Here is a 17,731-nt window from a genome sequence, read left to right as displayed (position 1 = left end):
GTTTATTGTCTAATTGTCCTTGATGATCAGACTATTCTAGTGCTAACAATCCCGCACCATAAGCTGGTTCATGACGAGGAGATATAATATTAGCCCAAGGAGCGATCGCATTAATTTCAACTTCAAATTGATGGCGAAAATTAGCTAATCCTTGCCATACTCCTCCGGTCACTACAATTTCAAAGGATTCTGTTGGTTCAAATAAAGCATTAATGGCTACTTCCGTAGCTAAAGCTAATTCATTAACGGCATTTTTAATAATATTTTGAGCGACCGAATCACCCTCCGCCGCAACTTGATCTACAATGGGCGCTAAACTAGCGATTTTTTTAACTCCCCATCCTTGACGGTAAATAATAGGAATTAATTCTTCAATGGAATTTAACTTTAAAGTTTCTTTAAATTGGGGAATTAGATTTGTATATTCTAGGCGACCATCATGGGAACGTAAGGCAGCTTTTAGCCCCTGAATCGCAATATCATAACCACTGCCTTCATCTCCTAAAATATAACCCCAACCGCCGACTCGTTTTGTGATTCCTTGACGATTTTTTCCGAATATATGGGAACCTGTTCCGGCAATTACAACTATACCAACGGAGTGACCTAAACCTCCGACTAAAGCAATTACACTATCACCATTAATAATAATATTTTCTGGGGTTAATTTCCAGTCAATAGATAATTCTTGGTGAGTTTGAATTTCTTGGATCAAATTACGAATTAAATCAATATCTTCAGGACGCCCTACTCCTGCTAATCCTAAACTAATTCCTTGAATTGGAACTAACCCTTCTAAGGCTAAAAAACTCTGATCAACTGCTTGTTTAATCGCTGAAATAATGTTGATTTTAGCTGCATCAATTCCGACTGTTTGATAATTAGAGGGCCCGGCTTGTCCCCGTCCTAATATTTGACCTTCGGCATTCATTAACACACAAACTGTTTTAGAACCGCCGCCATCAATTCCTAAAACATGAATCATGAGAAGTTTGACAATTAAAATTATAGAGGGAACAGCCCCCCAAACCCCCCGTGCACGGGGGGCTAGGGGGGGAGGGAACACCGGAACACCGGAACAGGGGGGGAAAGACTTTAACAGATAGATTTGCTGGATCGGTCTTTGTCAAAAATAATCCCCCTAAAATAATAATAATATTAGGGGGAAATTTTAAATTACAGAATAATTAACTTTTTAGCTCTTTCTGAACGAGCTTCGGCTGATTCCATCACTTCTGATAATTTCTCGACTACTTCACCTGGATAATTTTCTAATATTCGGGTAGAGAGGGAAATCCGATGGCGACCTTCATCTAAACTAATCACCATTGCTTTGATAAAGTTACCTACGGGGAAAAGGGTGGGTAAAGATTCAACATATTTTTGACTGACTTCTTTAATGTGAATTAATCCGGTCACTCCTTCAATATCCACAAACACGCCAAAGGGTTTAACTCCCATGACTTTTCCTTCCACCAGTTGACCGACTTCTAGTTGACTAAAACCGATGGATTGAGAGGCTAATCTTTGGGATAAAACAATTTTATTCCGTTCGGGATCTAATTCTAAAATACTAACACTTAAAGATTGATCAACTAAGGAGTCTAGGTCGTCTTTTTCTAAGAGATGCGATCGAGGAATAAATCCTCGTAAAGAATGAACTTCAACGGTCACACCTCCTCGATTTACTCCGGTCACTCTAGCTTGTAAAGATTGACCTCCATTTTGAGCGTCTAGGAGTTGATCCCAAATTTGTTTCATTTCTAATTGTCGGATGGAAAGTAAGATTTGACCATCGGCATTTTGTTCTCTAATAATTAGAAAATCTCGCTCCTCTTTTAAGGGGAGAATTTCGGAAACATCCTCAACTTCTACAATTGAAATCTCTTTTTTAGGAATAAAACCAGGAGATTTAGCTCCTTTAATATCAATGTAAGCACCATCACTGGTATAGGATTCTACCTGACCCTTGACGATTTGCCCTTTATGTAAATCATAATTCTGTTGATCTAGGGCTTTGGCAAAATCATCAAGAGAAAAGGACGGGTTTTTAGTAGCCATAACAAAAAGTAAAGAAAAACAAAAATAAAGGTGTTAGGAACCTGCTTATAACGCTGCTCTCGTCTTCAACAACACTCCAATCTTCTGAGCATAACACAGTTAGAGGAGGTCGGGTGAATAAGGCGGACAGGGGAGGCGGAAGTAAAATATTCCCCATTCCCCATTCGTAATTCGTAATTCGTAATTCTCTATAACTCCTGCTGAAAGATTTGTTTAACCTGTGTCCAGGCGTCTTGAGCAGCTTGGGGGTTGTAGGTGCTGCGTTGGTCGCAGAAGAAGCCGTGATCGGTTTTGTAGCGGAAAATTTGATGGGGAATTTGATGGTTTTGGAGTTCGGTTTCGATTTGATCTACTTGTTCGTTAGGAATTAGGGGATCTTCTGTGCCAAAAAAGCCATAGAGAACCCCTTGAATGTCTGCTGTACGGGTGATTGTTGGGGCTCCGCCACCGGGGGTCATAGTGGCAATCCCAGCCCCATAGAAACAGGCTGTGGCTTGGATATCGGGGAGGGTGGCGGCTAAATAGACGACGTGACCGCCAAAACAAAACCCAATGGTACCGAATTTGGGTTTTAGGTTGGGGAGGGTTTTTAAGTATTTGAGGGTGGCTTGAATATCGCTTAATAGTTCTGGGGCGGTAGTTTGATCTTTATATTTTCGTCCTAATTCTATATCCTCTGGAGTATAACCGACATCAAAACCCGGGGCAAAGCGTTGATAAATGGCGGGTGCGATCGCAATATATCCTTCTTTGGCGATGCGTTCGGTCACATCTCTAATATGGGAATTAACCCCAAAAATTTCTTGAATCACAATCACGGCGGGAAATGGCCCTACTCCCTGGGGTTGAGCGAGATAGGCGTCAATTTGTAAGTCCCCATTGGGAATCTGAACATTGGTGGTGTGTAGGGGTTGATTGATCATTATCTTTTAATCTGTTACGAATAACTCTCAACACTATACCGATATATCCCCAAATCGGGTAATATGCAAGATATCAAATGATTGCAATTGATAATGAATAAAATTAATCAAAACTTTCTGATACAAAACGGGTAAAACTTTAGAACTCGTTAAAAAAAACAAAAAGCCGATCAATAAATGGCACAATTAAAATTAAAGGGTGTAAAAATTTTCAGGAGATAAATCCATATTTTTCTCAAACAGTAATGTCTGGGAAATAGACACTTAACCCATTTTTCTTTATTCCCTTGGAGATTTAATCATGGTTCGGTTTTATATTCAACCTGATAGCGATATTCCCGCCTCTAACCAACTATTTAATCAGATTAGATTTGCGATCGCCTCTCGAGAATTTCCCCCTGGACAACGTTTACCCAGCACTCGTCAACTGGCGATGGAAACGGGATTACACCGGAATACGATTAGCAAAGTTTATCGACAATTGGAAGATAATGGTTTAGTAGAAGCTCAGGCGGGATCGGGGATTTATGTGCGGGCTTTAGGTAATGAAAGTGGCTCTAGGTTAAACTCGCCGATTTTAGAAGATTATCCCCAAGCTAATAAAACTATTCAACGAAGTTTGGATGAATTATTATCTCAAGGATGTACCCTGAATCAAGCCAGAGAAATGTTTCTTGGGGAAATTGATTGGCGATTACGGTGTAGTGCCCGGGTTTTAGTAACGGCTCCGGCTCAAGATATTGGGATTGGAGAATTAATGGCTCAGGAATTAGAAGAAGCCCTAAAAATTCCAGTACAATTAGTCCCGATTGAACAGCTACCCGAATTATTAGAAAAAGTCCCATCAGGAACGGTGGTGACCAGTCGCTATTTTATTGGACAAGCTGAAGCCATTGCCGCCCCTAAGTCCGTGCGGGTGATTCCGATTGATATTCATAACTATGCGAAGGAAATTGAGTTGGTGCGGGATGCTCCCAAGGGGACTTATTTAGGAATTGTGAGTCTGAGTTCGGGGTTATTAAGGGCGACGGAAGTGATTATTCACAGCTTGCGGGGGGATGATATTTTGGTACTGACGGCTCAATTAAGCGATCCCTATAAGATTAATTCGATTATTCGCACAGCCCGGATTATTATTTGCGATCAAGCCAGTTATCCGGTGATCAAGAATTTGGTTCATACCAATCGAGAAGAATTGATTCGTCAACCTCAATTGGTCTGCTGTCCGAATTATATTGGTGCAGAATCAATTAATTTGCTCAAACGGGAGTTAGGTTTGAGTTAAAATTGAACATCTAAAATTTTAATGGTAGAATATCTCACTTACTAGGGAGAAAATTATGAAAACAGCAGTTTTAGAACAAAAGCAAAAACAAGATATTAGCAAATCCTCCGAGGTAGAAGCTAAAAATCCTTTTTTAGAAGAAGAAACGGGAGAATATAATCCTTTTGATACCCAAGATATAGAGGCTTTAGAGGATATTAGTACATCGGTTGAGGAAGAAACTGATATTGATGAACCATCTCCCCAAGAACCACCAATTCGTAAGGGATTAAATCTAGTTTTACTGGCTAAAATTGCTGCGGTTTTACTTGTGGTATTTGGATGTGTTTATACTGTAACTCGTCCCTGTGTGACGGGAGAATGTCAGGAAATAGATACCGCCAGAGATTTTAGTCAAAAATCTAAACAAATCATTGAAACCGTCAGTTCTTCTAAAGCTCCTATTTTGGCGTCAGAAGATTTACAATCGGGGATTAAACTCTTAGAAACCATTCCTTTTTGGTCGCCCCGTTATCCTGAATCCCAAGCTCTTTTATCGGTTTATCGTCAAGAATATAACGAATTAAATTCGGTAGTTAAATCCTTAAATGTGGCAGCAAAGGCTTCAGAAATGGGTCAAAATCCACCCCATTCCGTAGCAGATTGGACGAAAATGCAATCTTTATGGGAAGAAGCGATCGCCCTTTTAGATCAAGTTCCTAATAGTAGTATTGTTTATCCCTTTGCTCAAGCCCGATGGCAACAATATCGTGCTAATTTAGGGGATGTGAGAAATCGCTTAAAATTAGAACGGGATGGGGAACAAATTTTAGCCACGGCGAAGAAAACCGCCCAAGTTGCAGAAGCCCGTCAAGGAGTAGCCAAATATGCCGAAAGTTGGCAACAGGTATTTGAAACTTGGCAAACCGCAGCTAATACTTTATCGACTATTCCCTATGGGACAACGGCTTATCAATCAGCCCAGGTTTTATTAGCCCGGTATCAACCTAAAGTAGAAGCGGCTCGCGATCGCAAAACCATTGAACAAGTGGGTTTAGATGCTTATAATCAAGCGATTAGTAATTCTGAACAAGCCAAACTTTTAGAACAACGGGGTGCTTGGTCTGAGGCTGTTACCTATTGGAGTCGGGCGGTCAGTTACGGAAAACAAGTTCCGGTTAGTAGTTCCTATTCTGCGAAAATTAAGCCCCTTTTAACAACATTTAATGAGTCTTGGAAACGGGCAGATATTCAAAATCAGATTACATCTCGCTTGGAAAAAGCCCGTCAAGATTTAGGTAAATTATGCAGTGGAAATCCCAAGGTTTGTAACTATAGTGTAACTGAAAGTTTGATTACGGTTCGCTTAACCTCTGAATATGTCAATCAAATTCAATCTACGGCTAAAAATGCCGATCAAGCAGGGGATTCTAAAAAACGTTCCGAAGCTGAAAAGCACGTTCAAGTCCTCAAAGTTGCTTTAGAAACTATTAGTCAAAATGCCAAAATTTCCCTAGAAGTTTATGGGGCTAATAACGAAAAAATTGCCACCCATGTTCCTTTATAAAAACTGCTAAGTAGTTAGGCCCATTGTTGTGCGTTGTTGCACGTTGTTGCGCGTTGTTGCGCACGTTGTTGCGCACGTTGTTGCGCGTTGTTGCGCTTCAGCGCACGTTGTTGCGCTTCAGCGCACGTTGTTGTGCTTCAGCGCCCATTCTTCTTCAGTGCCCCTAGAAAGAGCGCTAAAGCGCAACAACGGCAACAACGTTTTTAGGAATTAATCTGGAGAACTCGCTTTAAAAAAGCAAATTGATCGGCAATTTCCTCAATCACTTTATCCGTGGGTTTTCCGGCGCCATGTCCGGCTTTTGTTTCAATTCTGATTAATACTGGATTTTCCCCAATATGGTGTTCCTGTAAAGCAGAAGCAAACTTAAAACTATGGGCGGGAACCACTCGATCATCATGATCTCCTGTAGTAATTAAAGTAGCTGGATAAGCGGTTCCTGGCTTCAAATTATGCAGAGGAGAATAGGCGTATAAGGCTTGAAATTCTTCGGGATTTTCCGGCGAACCATAATCGGAACACCAGGCCCAACCAATAGTAAATTTATGGAAGCGGAGCATATCTAAAACCCCCACCGCAGGTAACACCGCCGCGAATAAATCCGGGCGTTGAATCATACAAGCTCCTACTAACAACCCACCATTACTTCCCCCCATAATTGCTAATTTTTCAGTAGAAGTATAGCGGTTTTCTATTAACCATTCGGCGGCACAAATAAAGTCATCAAAGACATTTTGTTTCTTGAGTTTTGTTCCGGCTTGATGCCAATTTTCTCCATATTCTCCCCCGCCTCGTAAATTGGCGATCGCATAAACACCACCCATTTCCAACCAGACTAAACGACTAATAGAAAACGAAGGCGTTAGGGAAATATTAAATCCCCCATATCCATATAATATTGTCGGGTTATTTCCATTCAATTCTACCCCTTTTTTAGCAGTAATAAACATGGGGATTAAAGTACCATCTTTACTAGGATAAAAAACCTGTTGGGTTTCGTAATCATCGGGATTAAAGTCAACCTGAGCTTGACGATAAATTGTACTTTCTCCCGTAATCAGATTGTAGCGATAAATAGTATTAGGAGCGGTGAAACTGGTATAACTATAGAAGGTTTCCGTATCATATCGCTTCCCCCCAAAACCTCCCACAGAACCAATTCCTGGTAATTCAATTTCTCGAACAAATGACCCATCTAAATTAAAGATTTTCATTTGAGTATGGGCATCTTTCAAATAATCGGCAATGAATTGATTATTTAAAATGTTAACTCCTTCTAGGGTTTCTGGAGCTTCGGGAATAATTTCGGTAGGAATTTTGGTATTAATATCAATGGCAATTACTCGACTTCGAGAAGCATCTAAATCCGTCGTAAACCAAAAGATATCTCCTTGATAATCAATAAAACTATAACTGGCTTCAAACTCAGAAATTAGTTCTATAACCTCAGTATTGGGTTGAGTTAAATTTTGATAAAAAACCAAGTTTTTAGATTCAGTTCCCTTCCAAACAGAAATAATTAAATACTTACCATCTTCGGTAACAAATCCATTAAATCCCCATTCTTTATGATCAAGACGTTCATAAATTAAGGTATCTTCAGATTGGTCAGTTCCTAAACGATGGTAATAGAGTTTTTGAAAATAATTGATTTCTTCTAAGGGTTTTCCATCCTGGGGTTGATCATAACGACTATAATAGAATCCTTGATGATCGTGTGTCCAAGATGCTCCCGAAAATTTAACCCATTTTAAATGATCCGATAAATCTTCTTTAGTATTAATATCTCTGACTTTCCATTCTTGCCAATCAGAACCGGAAGTTGATAACCCGTAAGCCATTAAATTTCCATCTTCACTAATAGACATTCCTGATAGGGCAATTGTACCATCATCAGATAGGATATTTGGGTCTAATAAAACTTGAGGTTCGGCATCTAATGAGTCTAAAACATACAAAATACTTTGATTCTGGAGTCCATCATTTTTAAAATAAAAATAGCGATTTCCCTGCTTAAAAGGAATCCCATATTTTTCATAATCCCAAAGTTGAGTTAAGCGTTGTTTAATCGTTTCTTTGGCTGGAATTTGATTCAAATAACCGAATGTTACCGCGTTTTGGGCTTCAACCCATGAAGCGGTTTCTTCTGAATCTAAATCTTCTAACCACCGATAGGGGTCAGTAACGGTGACACCATGATAATTGTCAACTTGATCGGATTTCCGAGTTTGAGGATAGCTAAAGATTGAATTCTGTTCAGACATGGGGTTAAATAATAAGGGTTGAACTGCTGTGGGATGAGGCTATTACAGTGCCAAGTACCACTTGATAGATAATTGAATTGAGGTCATCGGCGAGTTTTGAGAAATTGTTTTGAGGTATTCTCGAACTCACCCCTACTGATTCTATTATAATTGAAAAAGATCATTATGATGAAATTAAATTTATGATCAATCAACAAATTACTTATAGTCGAGCCTATACCTTGGTTCCAACCTATGATTGTTTTAATCGCTGTAGTTATTGTAACTTTAGAACGGATATTGGTGAAAGTCACTGGTTAACCTTAACAGAAGCCGAAAAAATTTTAAAATCACTTCAAAATCAAGGAATTATTGAGATTTTAGTATTAAGTGGAGAAGTCCATCCCAATAGTTCTCAACGTTTAGCTTGGTTTAAAGGGATTTATGAATTATGTGAATTAGCAATATCTTTAGGATTTTTACCCCATACCAATGTTGGGCCATTAAATTTCACGGAAATGACCCAACTAAAACAAGTGAATGTTTCTATGGGTTTAATGTTAGAACAAATTAACCCCAAATTATTAGAAACCGTTCATCGTTATTCCCCTAGTAAAATCCCAGGACTGCGATTAAAACAGTTAGAATGGGCAGGAGAATTAAAAATACCATTTACCACTGGGTTATTATTGGGAATTGGAGAAACCTCTGAAGATATGAAAGAGACTTTAAAGGCAATCACAATGATTCATAAACGATGGGGACATATTCAAGAAGTGATTTTACAACCTCATAGTTTAGGGACTCAACAAATCGATCCCAGAAACAGTTTTAATTTACAACAATTACCCGAAGTTGTGGCGATCGCCCATTCTATTTTACCTCCTGATATTACCTTACAAATACCCCCCAATTTAGTTACCCATCCTGATATTTTATTAGCCTGTTTGGAAGCCGGGGCGCGGGATCTCGGCGGAATTGGCCCCCGTGACGAAGTGAACCCCGACTATCCCCATCCCCATCAGCAGTCCTTACAGGAGATTTTAGCCCCCAATGGGTGGGAATTGGTGCGACGGTTGCCCGTTTATCCTCAGTACGATCCTTGGGTATTCCCTGACCTGCAAGGGGCTGTGACTGAATGGCGAAAAAAACTTGCTATTTCAGAAACACCTGTGTTATATTAAATAACTGCATGGTCGTGGCGGCATAGCCAAGTGGTAAGGCAGAGGTCTGCAAAATCTCCATCCCCAGTTCAAATCTGGGTGCCGCCTTTAAAATAATCAATTTATGGGGTCTAGTCTTTCAGGATTTGATCCTTTATTTAGTTTGTTTGTTATGATCAAATATTATTACGGAACCTGCCCCTACATTTTCTTGTTTCCCCCAAAATAACTTATGTTAGATCTAACAAAATTGGCTCAACAAATGCAAGGCATGAGTCAACATATTAATCGAGAAGCAGAAGCATCCCGTAAACGCATTGAAATCGCTTTAAATTTAATTGAACAAGCGAAATTAAATGATGATCAGTTAATGCGGAACTATGAAGACTTTCATGCGAAAATGATCTTTAAACCCGCTACTCCCTTAGAACCTTTAAGTTATTGTCCTGATATTAATGCACCTCCTTTAGCCCATACCGTTTTTGCCACGGATGGTTCCCAAATTGCGCCCAGTGCCCATGAAATTGCCTATTGTTATTTAATTAATATCGGGCGAGTAATTTTACATTATGGTCAAAGTCGTCATCCGATTTTAGATAGTATTCCTGAAATTTATTATCGCCCGGAAGACTTATATTTATCCCGCCAATGGGGAATCAAAACCGAAGAATGGATGGGATATCGTCGGGCTGTATCCGAAGCAATTATTTTAGCAGAATCGGGGAATCAATTATTAGAAATTTCACCAAATCAACAGTTAACAGTTCCCACTTTAGCCTTAGTTGATGGCTCGTTAATCTATTGGTTTTTAGAACAATTACCCTCAGAAGCCAGAGATTTAATTTTATTACCAATTTTAGAATCTTGGGAACAGTTACGGTTAGCAGGTATTCCTTTATTTGGATATGTCAGTGCTTCTCGAAGTAGTGAAAGTTTATCCTTTTTAAGATTACAGGCTTGTCCCTTTGAGCAACCCAATTGTTTACAACATTGTCCGGGAATAGGAGGTATAATTTCAACCGGAAGCGAGAAAAAAGCCCCTTGTCAAGTGTTTGAACCCCTGCGGGATACGGTATTATGGGAATCCCAATTAAAACCCGGTCAACGCAGTCCTTTTTGGCGTTCTAATTCATCAATTTTAGATTTATATGAACATCATCAAATCTATTTTTGTTATGTGAATATGGGTAGTGAAATCGCCCGTTTAGAAGTTCCGGCTTGGGTGGTAGAAAATTATGACCAATTAGAGTTAGCATTAGGAATGGTAATGGCGCAAGTTCAAAAGGGATATGGTTATCCAGTGGTATTAGCAGAAGCCCATAATCAAGCAGTGGTAAAAGGGGGCGATCGCACTCGATTTTTTACCATGTTAGAGCAAGAAATGATTAAAGCGGGATTAAGAAATGTGGGAATTTCTTATAAGGAAGCAAGAAAAAGAGGTAGTATTGCGTGAAATCAGTCATCACTGTAGAGAGGTGCCATGGCGCGTCTATAGCACGTCTCTAGCAGTTATCAGAAAATACAATCAAAGAGTCCTGTGCGTCGTAGGTTGGCGTGCAGGACTTTTAGCCCTGTTTTCTTTAAACCCCGAACCCCACAATTCATGTAGACAAAATTTACCGAACCAGAGAAAACCGAGCTTGGTGTAAAGAAAAAGGAATTAGAATGAGTGGCCCCCGTTAGGTAGACCACCAGGAATTAGTAGTAAAGCCACTAAGAAATAAGTATTAGAAGATGAAAAAATTAGGAATGCTATTGAGGGTAAATTTGGTCAAGGAAAAAGAAGATTTAGCCTCAATCGCATTATGAATAAACTAGCTCATACTTCCGAAACGGCAATTACTATTACTTTTTTAGTCATGAATCTCTCTGTGATTCTTAGATAGATTTTTTGGTCAATTTTTTTATTCAATTACTTTTTTTGGGTAATTGATATTGCATGATTACCCTTCCCTTCAATATCAATGTTTTGAATTTAGCTTTAATCATCTATTGCTACCTGATAACAAAATTACGCAAATTCTCAAAATTTTTTTTATTCATTCTAATTTAGAGGTAATCACCTCAATCGGACGCAATACTTTATCATTGACTCGAAATCCTTGACGCACAACTTTTGTAATGGTTTGAGGTGAAAGATCCGGTTTAATTTCTCGATCAACAACTTTACAAACTTCAAAATCGGGCTGATTTCCCTCTAATTCAATCGGTGTTACTTGTCGTTTTCCGAGAATATTTAATAATTTTTTCTGAACATTTCCTACCGATTTCGGTAAACGTTGAATAAACTGGGGACTAGGATCGGGATTATTAGCCATATATTCCATTAAAAAGTCTAAAGCATCGACTACTTCTAATAATTCTAAAAATAATTCTTCATTAGCAGCTTGATTCTCAGAGTCTTGTTCGCGTAAAGTTTGTTTTAGTGAAACTTCTTGTCTGAGGAGAGTCCCGATTTTATTAAGGATGCGATCGAGGATTTCACTACTTATTAGATGATTCTCGGTTGGGTGATTCATAGTTATTCTATCCTAATTATTCATTGAAAAATTTTTAGTCTTCCAGAAACCGGATTTCTTCAAGAAATCCGGTTTCTATTAAAATAACGTCGCTCCTAGCTTTTGATCGACTTCTGAAATTTGATTAATTTGCTGAATCATTGTGTCTAAATTATCAAATTCTGATATAAACTTGACTTGAGTTTCTGGAGTTTCTAACTCAGAAAAGTCAGTGCGTTTAAATCGTTGAATCGGGGGTAAAATCGGGCGAAGATAATCGGCTAAAATTCGTTCTTCCTGATTCATTAAAGTTTTTCTAGCCTTAGCAATAATATCAGGAGAATAGCTGCGTTTTTTCATGGCTAGAGTAAACGCTTTGGTTATTTCAGCATTGGAAGCACCCGGAGATACTTCTAATACATCATAAGGATTTGGATTAGATAATTGATGATCCATGATTAAATCTTCCTAATAATAGATTCCTAACTGAGAGAAAATCGGTTGAAATGCAGGTTCATGGGGACAAAGTTGATAAGCAAATCGTGCCAGTTGCATAATTAGCTCGTGAGGTAATTGGCGACTTTCTGCACCCTTCATTAAAGCGATAATGAACTGTTCAGCCAGGTAGCGACGAACGGGGTCATATTGACAAGATTTTGCTCGTCTAACAGCATCTTCATATCGATTTTGTTTCATCAACTTATGAATTTCATTGAATTCTTGACCGATCTGATAAATTTCTTTAATGTCTGATTCTTGGGGAAGTAGTTCATAGGCCCATCGGCTAAAATTATATAAATCTTCAAAACTTAAATTATGTTGATTAAATCCCTCAGCAAAAACTTCTAAGCAGATTTTACCAATTTGGAATTTAAGCTCGTTATTGTTGGAGTTTTTAGCCCGACTAACAGCCTGCTCAAATTTACCATTTTTCCAGAGTTTGTCGATTTCTTCTGCTTCTATTGTATATTCTATTCTGTTGATTAAATCAATAATAATGGGATGATGAGCATCAATTTTTTGGAGATCTTTGAGTTGTTGTAATGCTTGAGTAGAATTAATGGTTTTATTGACTAAGTTTTGACGAATCTTTTCCGTTTTATGTTCAATCAAATAACTCCGAGATTCTTGACTGTTTAAAAGTTCATACCAAAATTCAGCAAAACTAAACTGTTCATCTATATTTGATATAACGTTCCTTTGGTTTTTACATAATCTGTCAATTTGATTAAACCATTCAGAATTAGTTGGAAATTCATGTTTAACTAATTTCAACACAGAAACAGCTTGTTTCCAACGGTTTTGTTGGAGATAATAATAGCCTTCTGAATAGGATAAAAACCCCTGAGCAAAACGTTCTGCTTCTGTTTTAGGAGATATCCCAGAGGGTTTAATTTTGATAGCTCGTTCTAAATCTCCTTCAAAAGCCGCAGCCACCGCTATGCCAAAAGAACTATAAAGAGCTACCAAAATTTTAACTTCTAAAACCGATGAATTTGTAACGGTTGGAAGTTGCAATGTTTTTAAAGAACGTTGATGACGTTCATAACATTCTGGTAAGATAAAAAGAACATCAATGTTAGCGCTAAAGTTAGGAAACTTTTGAATTAATTGTAAAGCCAAGGTATCTCGACGGAAGCGATCTCGTAACTGTAAATACTCTTGAGGATGATCATCTTTTAGGGTATCAATAGATGTTGATAGTAAAGATTGTAAACGAGTAGAAACCTCTGGATAATTGACGGATTTGCCTTGTAACCAAGAAATATTTTTTAGGTTTAGGGATGGATCAAGATTAAAATTTGCTAAAGCTGTTGCACCTGCTATTAACCAATCTCCGCGTTTATTCGGATAGATTTGAGCTTGATAGTAACAAGCAATAACCCAATTATGCAAGGATTTAATATCACAATTTTGAATCCATTGATTTTCTGTATTTTCAGCAATTGTTAACCAATCTTTTTCTTGCCAAATTTCTGACTCTAAACGAGGTTGAATGTGATCTTCTAGGTTAGATTTCACAACAGGATCAACACCAAACTTTTTGATAAAATTACTGCTACTAGACAAAGCTAATTTCAGTTTATTATTATTAACATATTCTTCAATTTCTCTAATTGCTAACAAACGCTGACGTCGAGTAATATTTTGGAGAATTAGACGTTGATTTTTAACTTGAGGATCAGCTAAAGATTGCCATTCTCGATCGGCTTGTTGCAAATTGTTCTGCTTAAAATAGGCAAAACCTCGCAAGTAATTCGCCTGTTGTCCAGGGACTTTTTCTAAATAATGGATGACCTGATTCCAGTTTTCTATTTTGACTGATAAAAGGCTTAACCGCATCCGAGCTTCTGTTAACTCTGGTAATAGCATTAAAGCTTCTTGGTAGTGCGTATCTGCTTTTTTAAAATCTCCCGATTTCTCAGCTAATAGTCCATTATTAAATAATTTTTTACTGTGAATAACCCGACTTAATTGTATGACTAACTCTTGTCCATCTGAACGATTAAATTGAGCTTGAGCCGGGTTTAATACAGCCAAAGCGTCTTGAAATTGACCTGCTTTTGCAATCGATCTGACTTTTTTTAAGGTTACTTCATATTGTTCTTCTTGCTTGACTTGAACAGAACAATTTTGAATTGCTGTTTGTAACTCATCAGTCACAAATAATTCCTGGGCTTGTGCAAAATAAGCTAAGGCTTGCTTAAACTGTTTTTGTTTAGCTTGCTCTTGACCTGTGGCGAAAAAACTTTGAAATTGATGGCGACATTTAATTTCTTTTTGACAACGCTCAGTGGATTGAATTAACTTCGGATCATCAATCAGATTTGTACATTTTTGATACAGTTGTACAACCTGTGATAAGACCGTAATATCCATGGGATTCTTTTGATCAGAATCTTCAAGTTTTCTTGCAGAAGCTAAGGTTTTCTGAACCATTTTAACTTGACTATGCCATGTTTTAACCTGGGGTTTAAATTTTTCTAGTAAATCTCCCATCGCCATATATCTAAATTTTTGTTCAAAAAAAGCTGGCGATGATGGCCATTGAGCGATGACTTTTTTCCCAATTTGAACGGCTTTTAGGAGTTGCTTCCGTTGCGCTAATGTTCTAGCTTGTTGAATATCTTTTTTAGATTGGGCTGCTTTTTGAAAAACCTCAACAACACCCACTCCAAAAATGATTAGGCTTAAATAATTAATCCAGTTTGAAATTGATTTCATGGACAATTTTCCTCTAAATTAGGAACAAAAAAGACTTCTCCGATCTCAATCGAGCTTTCTCTGCCTTTAAGGGTTGGGTTAACTGCAACAATTTTTGAAAATAACTGACTGCTACCGTAAAATTGAGCAGCAATTTTATTCAGAGAATCTCCCCGTTTAACGGTGTAATAAAAACCCCCACAGGATGATTGAGATCGAGTAGATTTTGCAGTAGATTTGATAGCAAGAGGCTTTAATTCGGGTAAAGGGGTGGTAGTAGTTGCTGTTGAGACTGGCGGAGATGGTTTAGTAGCAAATAGAGAGGTTCCCATTGCTCCTAAACCGAACCCTAAAACCAGAATTAAAATGGCTAAAATCACCAATTTTCCCGAAATATTGGGTTGAGTATTTAACGAATTTCCTGCGGGAATTACTATTGATTTTTCGTCAACTACAGGGAGTTCTTGTAATTGGCGAATCAGAGATAAATCTGTTTCGCAATTCGGGCAAATATTGTCTTCTATTTCCGGGCGATCGCAAACTGGACAAGTTAATTTAATCATTAGCGTGTTAATCCTGTAGCAATAGTTCCGGTGGGTAAATCCTGATCTAAATATTTCATAATATCAGGACGAAGTTCATCAAAAATACGATTGATTTCATATTCATTCCCCTGTTTTAAAGCACTAATTAGTTGGGAAAATTTACCTTCCATGACTCTAGCATGACTAGGATTAATCCGATAAGCTTGTGCAATTCCTTCACGAGTTAGACAGATTAACTTAACTGGATCTGGCAGGTTTTCATACTCTCGTCGTGCGTCTTCTGCTAGTTTTTGCAGGGCTGATTTATTATTGTGTTCTAGGGCTTGATTTAAGTCTTGAACTAAGGTCTGTAATCGCTGTTTTTGGGCGGGATGAATTAAGGAATCACAAACCTCTAAGACAAACTCAAACATAATTTGATAGAATTGAGCAGTATCTCGTTCTTCCGAGGCAAAATTATCTAATTCTTTGAGTTTCTTCTGAGCAACTTCTAAACGATCTGATTGAATCTTATCATTGTGATAAATTTGATTTGCTGATTTGATTACCTCTCCGGCAATTTCATTGGCATTTTGCACACCAGTTTCTGTTAAATTAGCAGCCGTATTTAGTTCTTTAATTCGTTGTTCGACCTGTCGAGAGATTTCTTCATTGATCCCTCCCCGTGAGAAAGAACAACTAACTTTAACCTCTGGTTTACTTTTGAGTGCAGCCATCATTTGTAAGGAGTTATTTTGTTCATCTAATTCGACCGTTACTAACACTTCTGTTCCTCGTGGATAGGGTTGATCTAAGGCTAACCACATATCGCCAATGCGTTCATCTCGGTCAGTGTTATCTAAATCTTTTCTCACCAGATCAGGACTAAAAAATTTAAAATGAATTAAGCGTTGTCCATCAGCTTCTGTTTTGAAATTATGGAATTTTTTAACGGGAAGAATCTCTCCTTGCGGAATAATTATAAATCGAGGATCATTGACTAATTCAATACAATAATCACGGGAAACTGTTGTAACTTTTTCGGTTAATCCGGCTGCTACAATTGCCGCCCCTTCTGCAACTGCATACATGGGATTAGGATGTACTAAAACTTGATTGATTGGGAAAGCTTCTCGAATTTTTTGTTGTACTATAGGAACCTGTGAGGAACCTCCGACCAACAAAATTATATCAATTTGATCTAAAGGATAATCAGAATATTTGATCACATCATAGCAAATTTTAACTGAACGCTCAATTAAAGGTGTAATTAATTGTTCAAATTTTTGACGAGTAATGGTAACTTGAATGGGAACCGCCATTCCTAATTCATCTAATAAAGGTGTGGAAGTAATAATCTCGGCTGAAGGCTGACTACTGAGTTGTATTTTGGCTTTTTCTGCTTCAATTTTAAGTTCTCCTAATAAACGAACTCGTTGATAATGGGGCATTTTGGCAATTAATTGATCAAAATTATTTAAACCTTCTTGACGGGCAACTTCTTGCTTAACAAATTCAATAATTGAGTGATCAAAATCATCTCCTCCTAACCATAAATCCCCTGCTTTCGCAGATTCAATAAATTGATTGCCCACCGCCGTCACAATTGAACAATCTAAAGTTCCACCCCCGAAGTCATAAACTAAAAGGGTTTTAACTTCATCAGAATTAGGACTATAACTATAGGAAATAGCAGCAGCAGTGGGTTCGGGAAGCAGTTCTCGTAAACTTAATCCGGCTTTCCCAGAGGCGATTTGAGTGGCATATCTTTGTTTATCATTAAAATAGGCAGGAATAGTAACAACGGCTTGATTAATGATACTTTTCTGTCCGGTTTTAGCTTGGTGAGTTTGAGCATTTTGGACTAATTTTTTGAGAATTTCTGCCGCAATATCTTCAGGTTGATATTCTTTTCCCCCTAACCAAACGGAAAGACTATTATCTGTTCCTTGAGTGGATTTAGTAATTTTATAACCAAAGCGAGATAATTGTTCTTGAATAACCGGATCATTAAACCCTCGTCCGATGAGACGTTTAATCGAAATGATCACGTTTTCGGGATCGTTTTGCAATTGATTATAGGCACTATTTCCAACTTTAATTTTACCTTGATCTAAGGCGACGACAGAACGGGTTAATTTTCGATCTGGTGGGGTGTTATCCTCTGCCGTTACGACATCAGTATGGGCTAATTTAAAAGCTGCTACTGAGTTGGTTGTACCGAGATCAATTCCAACGATGTTACCCATGATGTTTGTCCTAATTTAATCTAATATTGATGATT

At 38.0% G+C, this 17,731-nt stretch carries 13 protein-coding genes, 1 tRNA gene and 1 pseudogene; 6 read left to right on the top strand and 9 right to left on the bottom strand.

Annotated features, from left to right (window positions below; all coding sequences use genetic code 11):
- Nucleotides 1-31: 31 nt before the first annotated feature.
- From AC559H_RS19500 to AC559H_RS19490, 3 genes are all read right to left on the bottom strand, one after another.
- The gene (locus tag AC559H_RS19500; RefSeq protein WP_026795215.1) at nucleotides 32-985 is read right to left on the bottom strand and encodes a BadF/BadG/BcrA/BcrD ATPase family protein; all 954 of its coding nucleotides are present in this window, start codon (nucleotides 983-985) and stop codon (nucleotides 32-34) included.
- Between the two features lie 191 nt (nucleotides 986-1,176).
- Nucleotides 1,177-2,061, bottom strand: a complete 885-nt coding sequence (locus AC559H_RS19495) for a S1 RNA-binding domain-containing protein (RefSeq protein ID WP_026787931.1) — start codon at nucleotides 2,059-2,061, stop codon at nucleotides 1,177-1,179.
- Nucleotides 2,062-2,249: 188 nt separating this feature from the next.
- Entirely contained in the window at nucleotides 2,250-2,984 is a 735-nt protein-coding gene (locus AC559H_RS19490; RefSeq protein ID WP_026795216.1) for a dienelactone hydrolase family protein, read from the bottom strand.
- 301 nt (nucleotides 2,985-3,285) lie between these two features.
- On the opposite strand from AC559H_RS19490, the gene AC559H_RS19485 reads away from it, so the two are divergent.
- Entirely contained in the window at nucleotides 3,286-4,269 is a 984-nt protein-coding gene (locus AC559H_RS19485) for a GntR family transcriptional regulator (RefSeq protein ID WP_026787933.1), read from the top strand.
- 55 nt (nucleotides 4,270-4,324) lie between these two features.
- Complete coding sequence (locus AC559H_RS19480; RefSeq protein ID WP_026787934.1) at nucleotides 4,325-5,815, top strand: hypothetical protein; 1,491 nt, start codon at nucleotides 4,325-4,327, stop codon at nucleotides 5,813-5,815.
- A 203-nt stretch (nucleotides 5,816-6,018) separates the two neighbouring features.
- Here AC559H_RS19480 and AC559H_RS19475 read toward each other — a convergent pair whose 3' ends face one another.
- Entirely contained in the window at nucleotides 6,019-8,079 is a 2,061-nt protein-coding gene (locus AC559H_RS19475; RefSeq protein WP_026795217.1) for a prolyl oligopeptidase family serine peptidase, read from the bottom strand.
- Nucleotides 8,080-8,261: 182 nt separating this feature from the next.
- On the opposite strand from AC559H_RS19475, the gene cofG reads away from it, so the two are divergent.
- The 4 genes and pseudogenes from cofG to AC559H_RS19455 form a co-directional block, all read left to right on the top strand.
- Nucleotides 8,262-9,242, top strand: coding sequence for a 7,8-didemethyl-8-hydroxy-5-deazariboflavin synthase subunit CofG (gene cofG / locus AC559H_RS19470; protein WP_036832119.1), 981 nt, complete (start codon nucleotides 8,262-8,264; stop codon nucleotides 9,240-9,242).
- Between the two features lie 16 nt (nucleotides 9,243-9,258).
- A tRNA-Cys gene (locus AC559H_RS19465) sits at nucleotides 9,259-9,329 on the top strand.
- A 124-nt stretch (nucleotides 9,330-9,453) separates the two neighbouring features.
- On the top strand, nucleotides 9,454-10,674 hold the full coding sequence (locus tag AC559H_RS19460; RefSeq protein WP_026795219.1) for a DNA double-strand break repair nuclease NurA: 1,221 nt from the start codon (nucleotides 9,454-9,456) through the stop codon (nucleotides 10,672-10,674).
- Nucleotides 10,675-10,817: 143 nt separating this feature from the next.
- A pseudogene (locus AC559H_RS19455) lies at nucleotides 10,818-11,104 on the top strand (transposase); the annotation flags it as partial.
- A 156-nt stretch (nucleotides 11,105-11,260) separates the two neighbouring features.
- On the opposite strand, the gene AC559H_RS19450 reads toward AC559H_RS19455, so the two are convergent.
- The 5 genes from AC559H_RS19450 to AC559H_RS19430 form a co-directional block, all read right to left on the bottom strand.
- Nucleotides 11,261-11,740: a nucleotide exchange factor GrpE gene (locus AC559H_RS19450; RefSeq protein WP_026787938.1), complete on the bottom strand. Its 480-nt coding sequence runs from the start codon at nucleotides 11,738-11,740 to the stop codon at nucleotides 11,261-11,263.
- A 78-nt stretch (nucleotides 11,741-11,818) separates the two neighbouring features.
- A complete protein-coding gene (locus tag AC559H_RS19445) occupies nucleotides 11,819-12,175 on the bottom strand; it encodes a J domain-containing protein (protein ID WP_026787939.1) in 357 nt (118 codons plus the stop codon).
- Nucleotides 12,176-12,187: 12 nt separating this feature from the next.
- Complete coding sequence (locus AC559H_RS19440; RefSeq protein ID WP_027250253.1) at nucleotides 12,188-14,944, bottom strand: tetratricopeptide repeat protein; 2,757 nt, start codon at nucleotides 14,942-14,944, stop codon at nucleotides 12,188-12,190.
- The gene (locus AC559H_RS19435) at nucleotides 14,941-15,486 is read right to left on the bottom strand and encodes a LysM peptidoglycan-binding domain-containing protein (protein ID WP_036832125.1); all 546 of its coding nucleotides are present in this window, start codon (nucleotides 15,484-15,486) and stop codon (nucleotides 14,941-14,943) included. The genes AC559H_RS19440 and AC559H_RS19435 overlap by 4 nt, the downstream gene beginning before the upstream one ends.
- Entirely contained in the window at nucleotides 15,486-17,696 is a 2,211-nt protein-coding gene (locus AC559H_RS19430; protein WP_026795221.1) for an Hsp70 family protein, read from the bottom strand. Before AC559H_RS19430 ends, AC559H_RS19435 begins: the two co-directional genes overlap by 1 nt.
- Nucleotides 17,697-17,731: the final 35 nt, after the last annotated feature.

It is taken from the genome of Planktothrix prolifica NIVA-CYA 540 (genome assembly GCF_963864145.1).
Classification (GTDB): Bacteria; Cyanobacteriota; Cyanobacteriia; order Cyanobacteriales; family Microcoleaceae; genus Planktothrix; species Planktothrix agardhii.
Note: the sequence above shows the minus strand (reverse complement) of the source record. Positions and strands in the feature narration are given on the sequence as shown.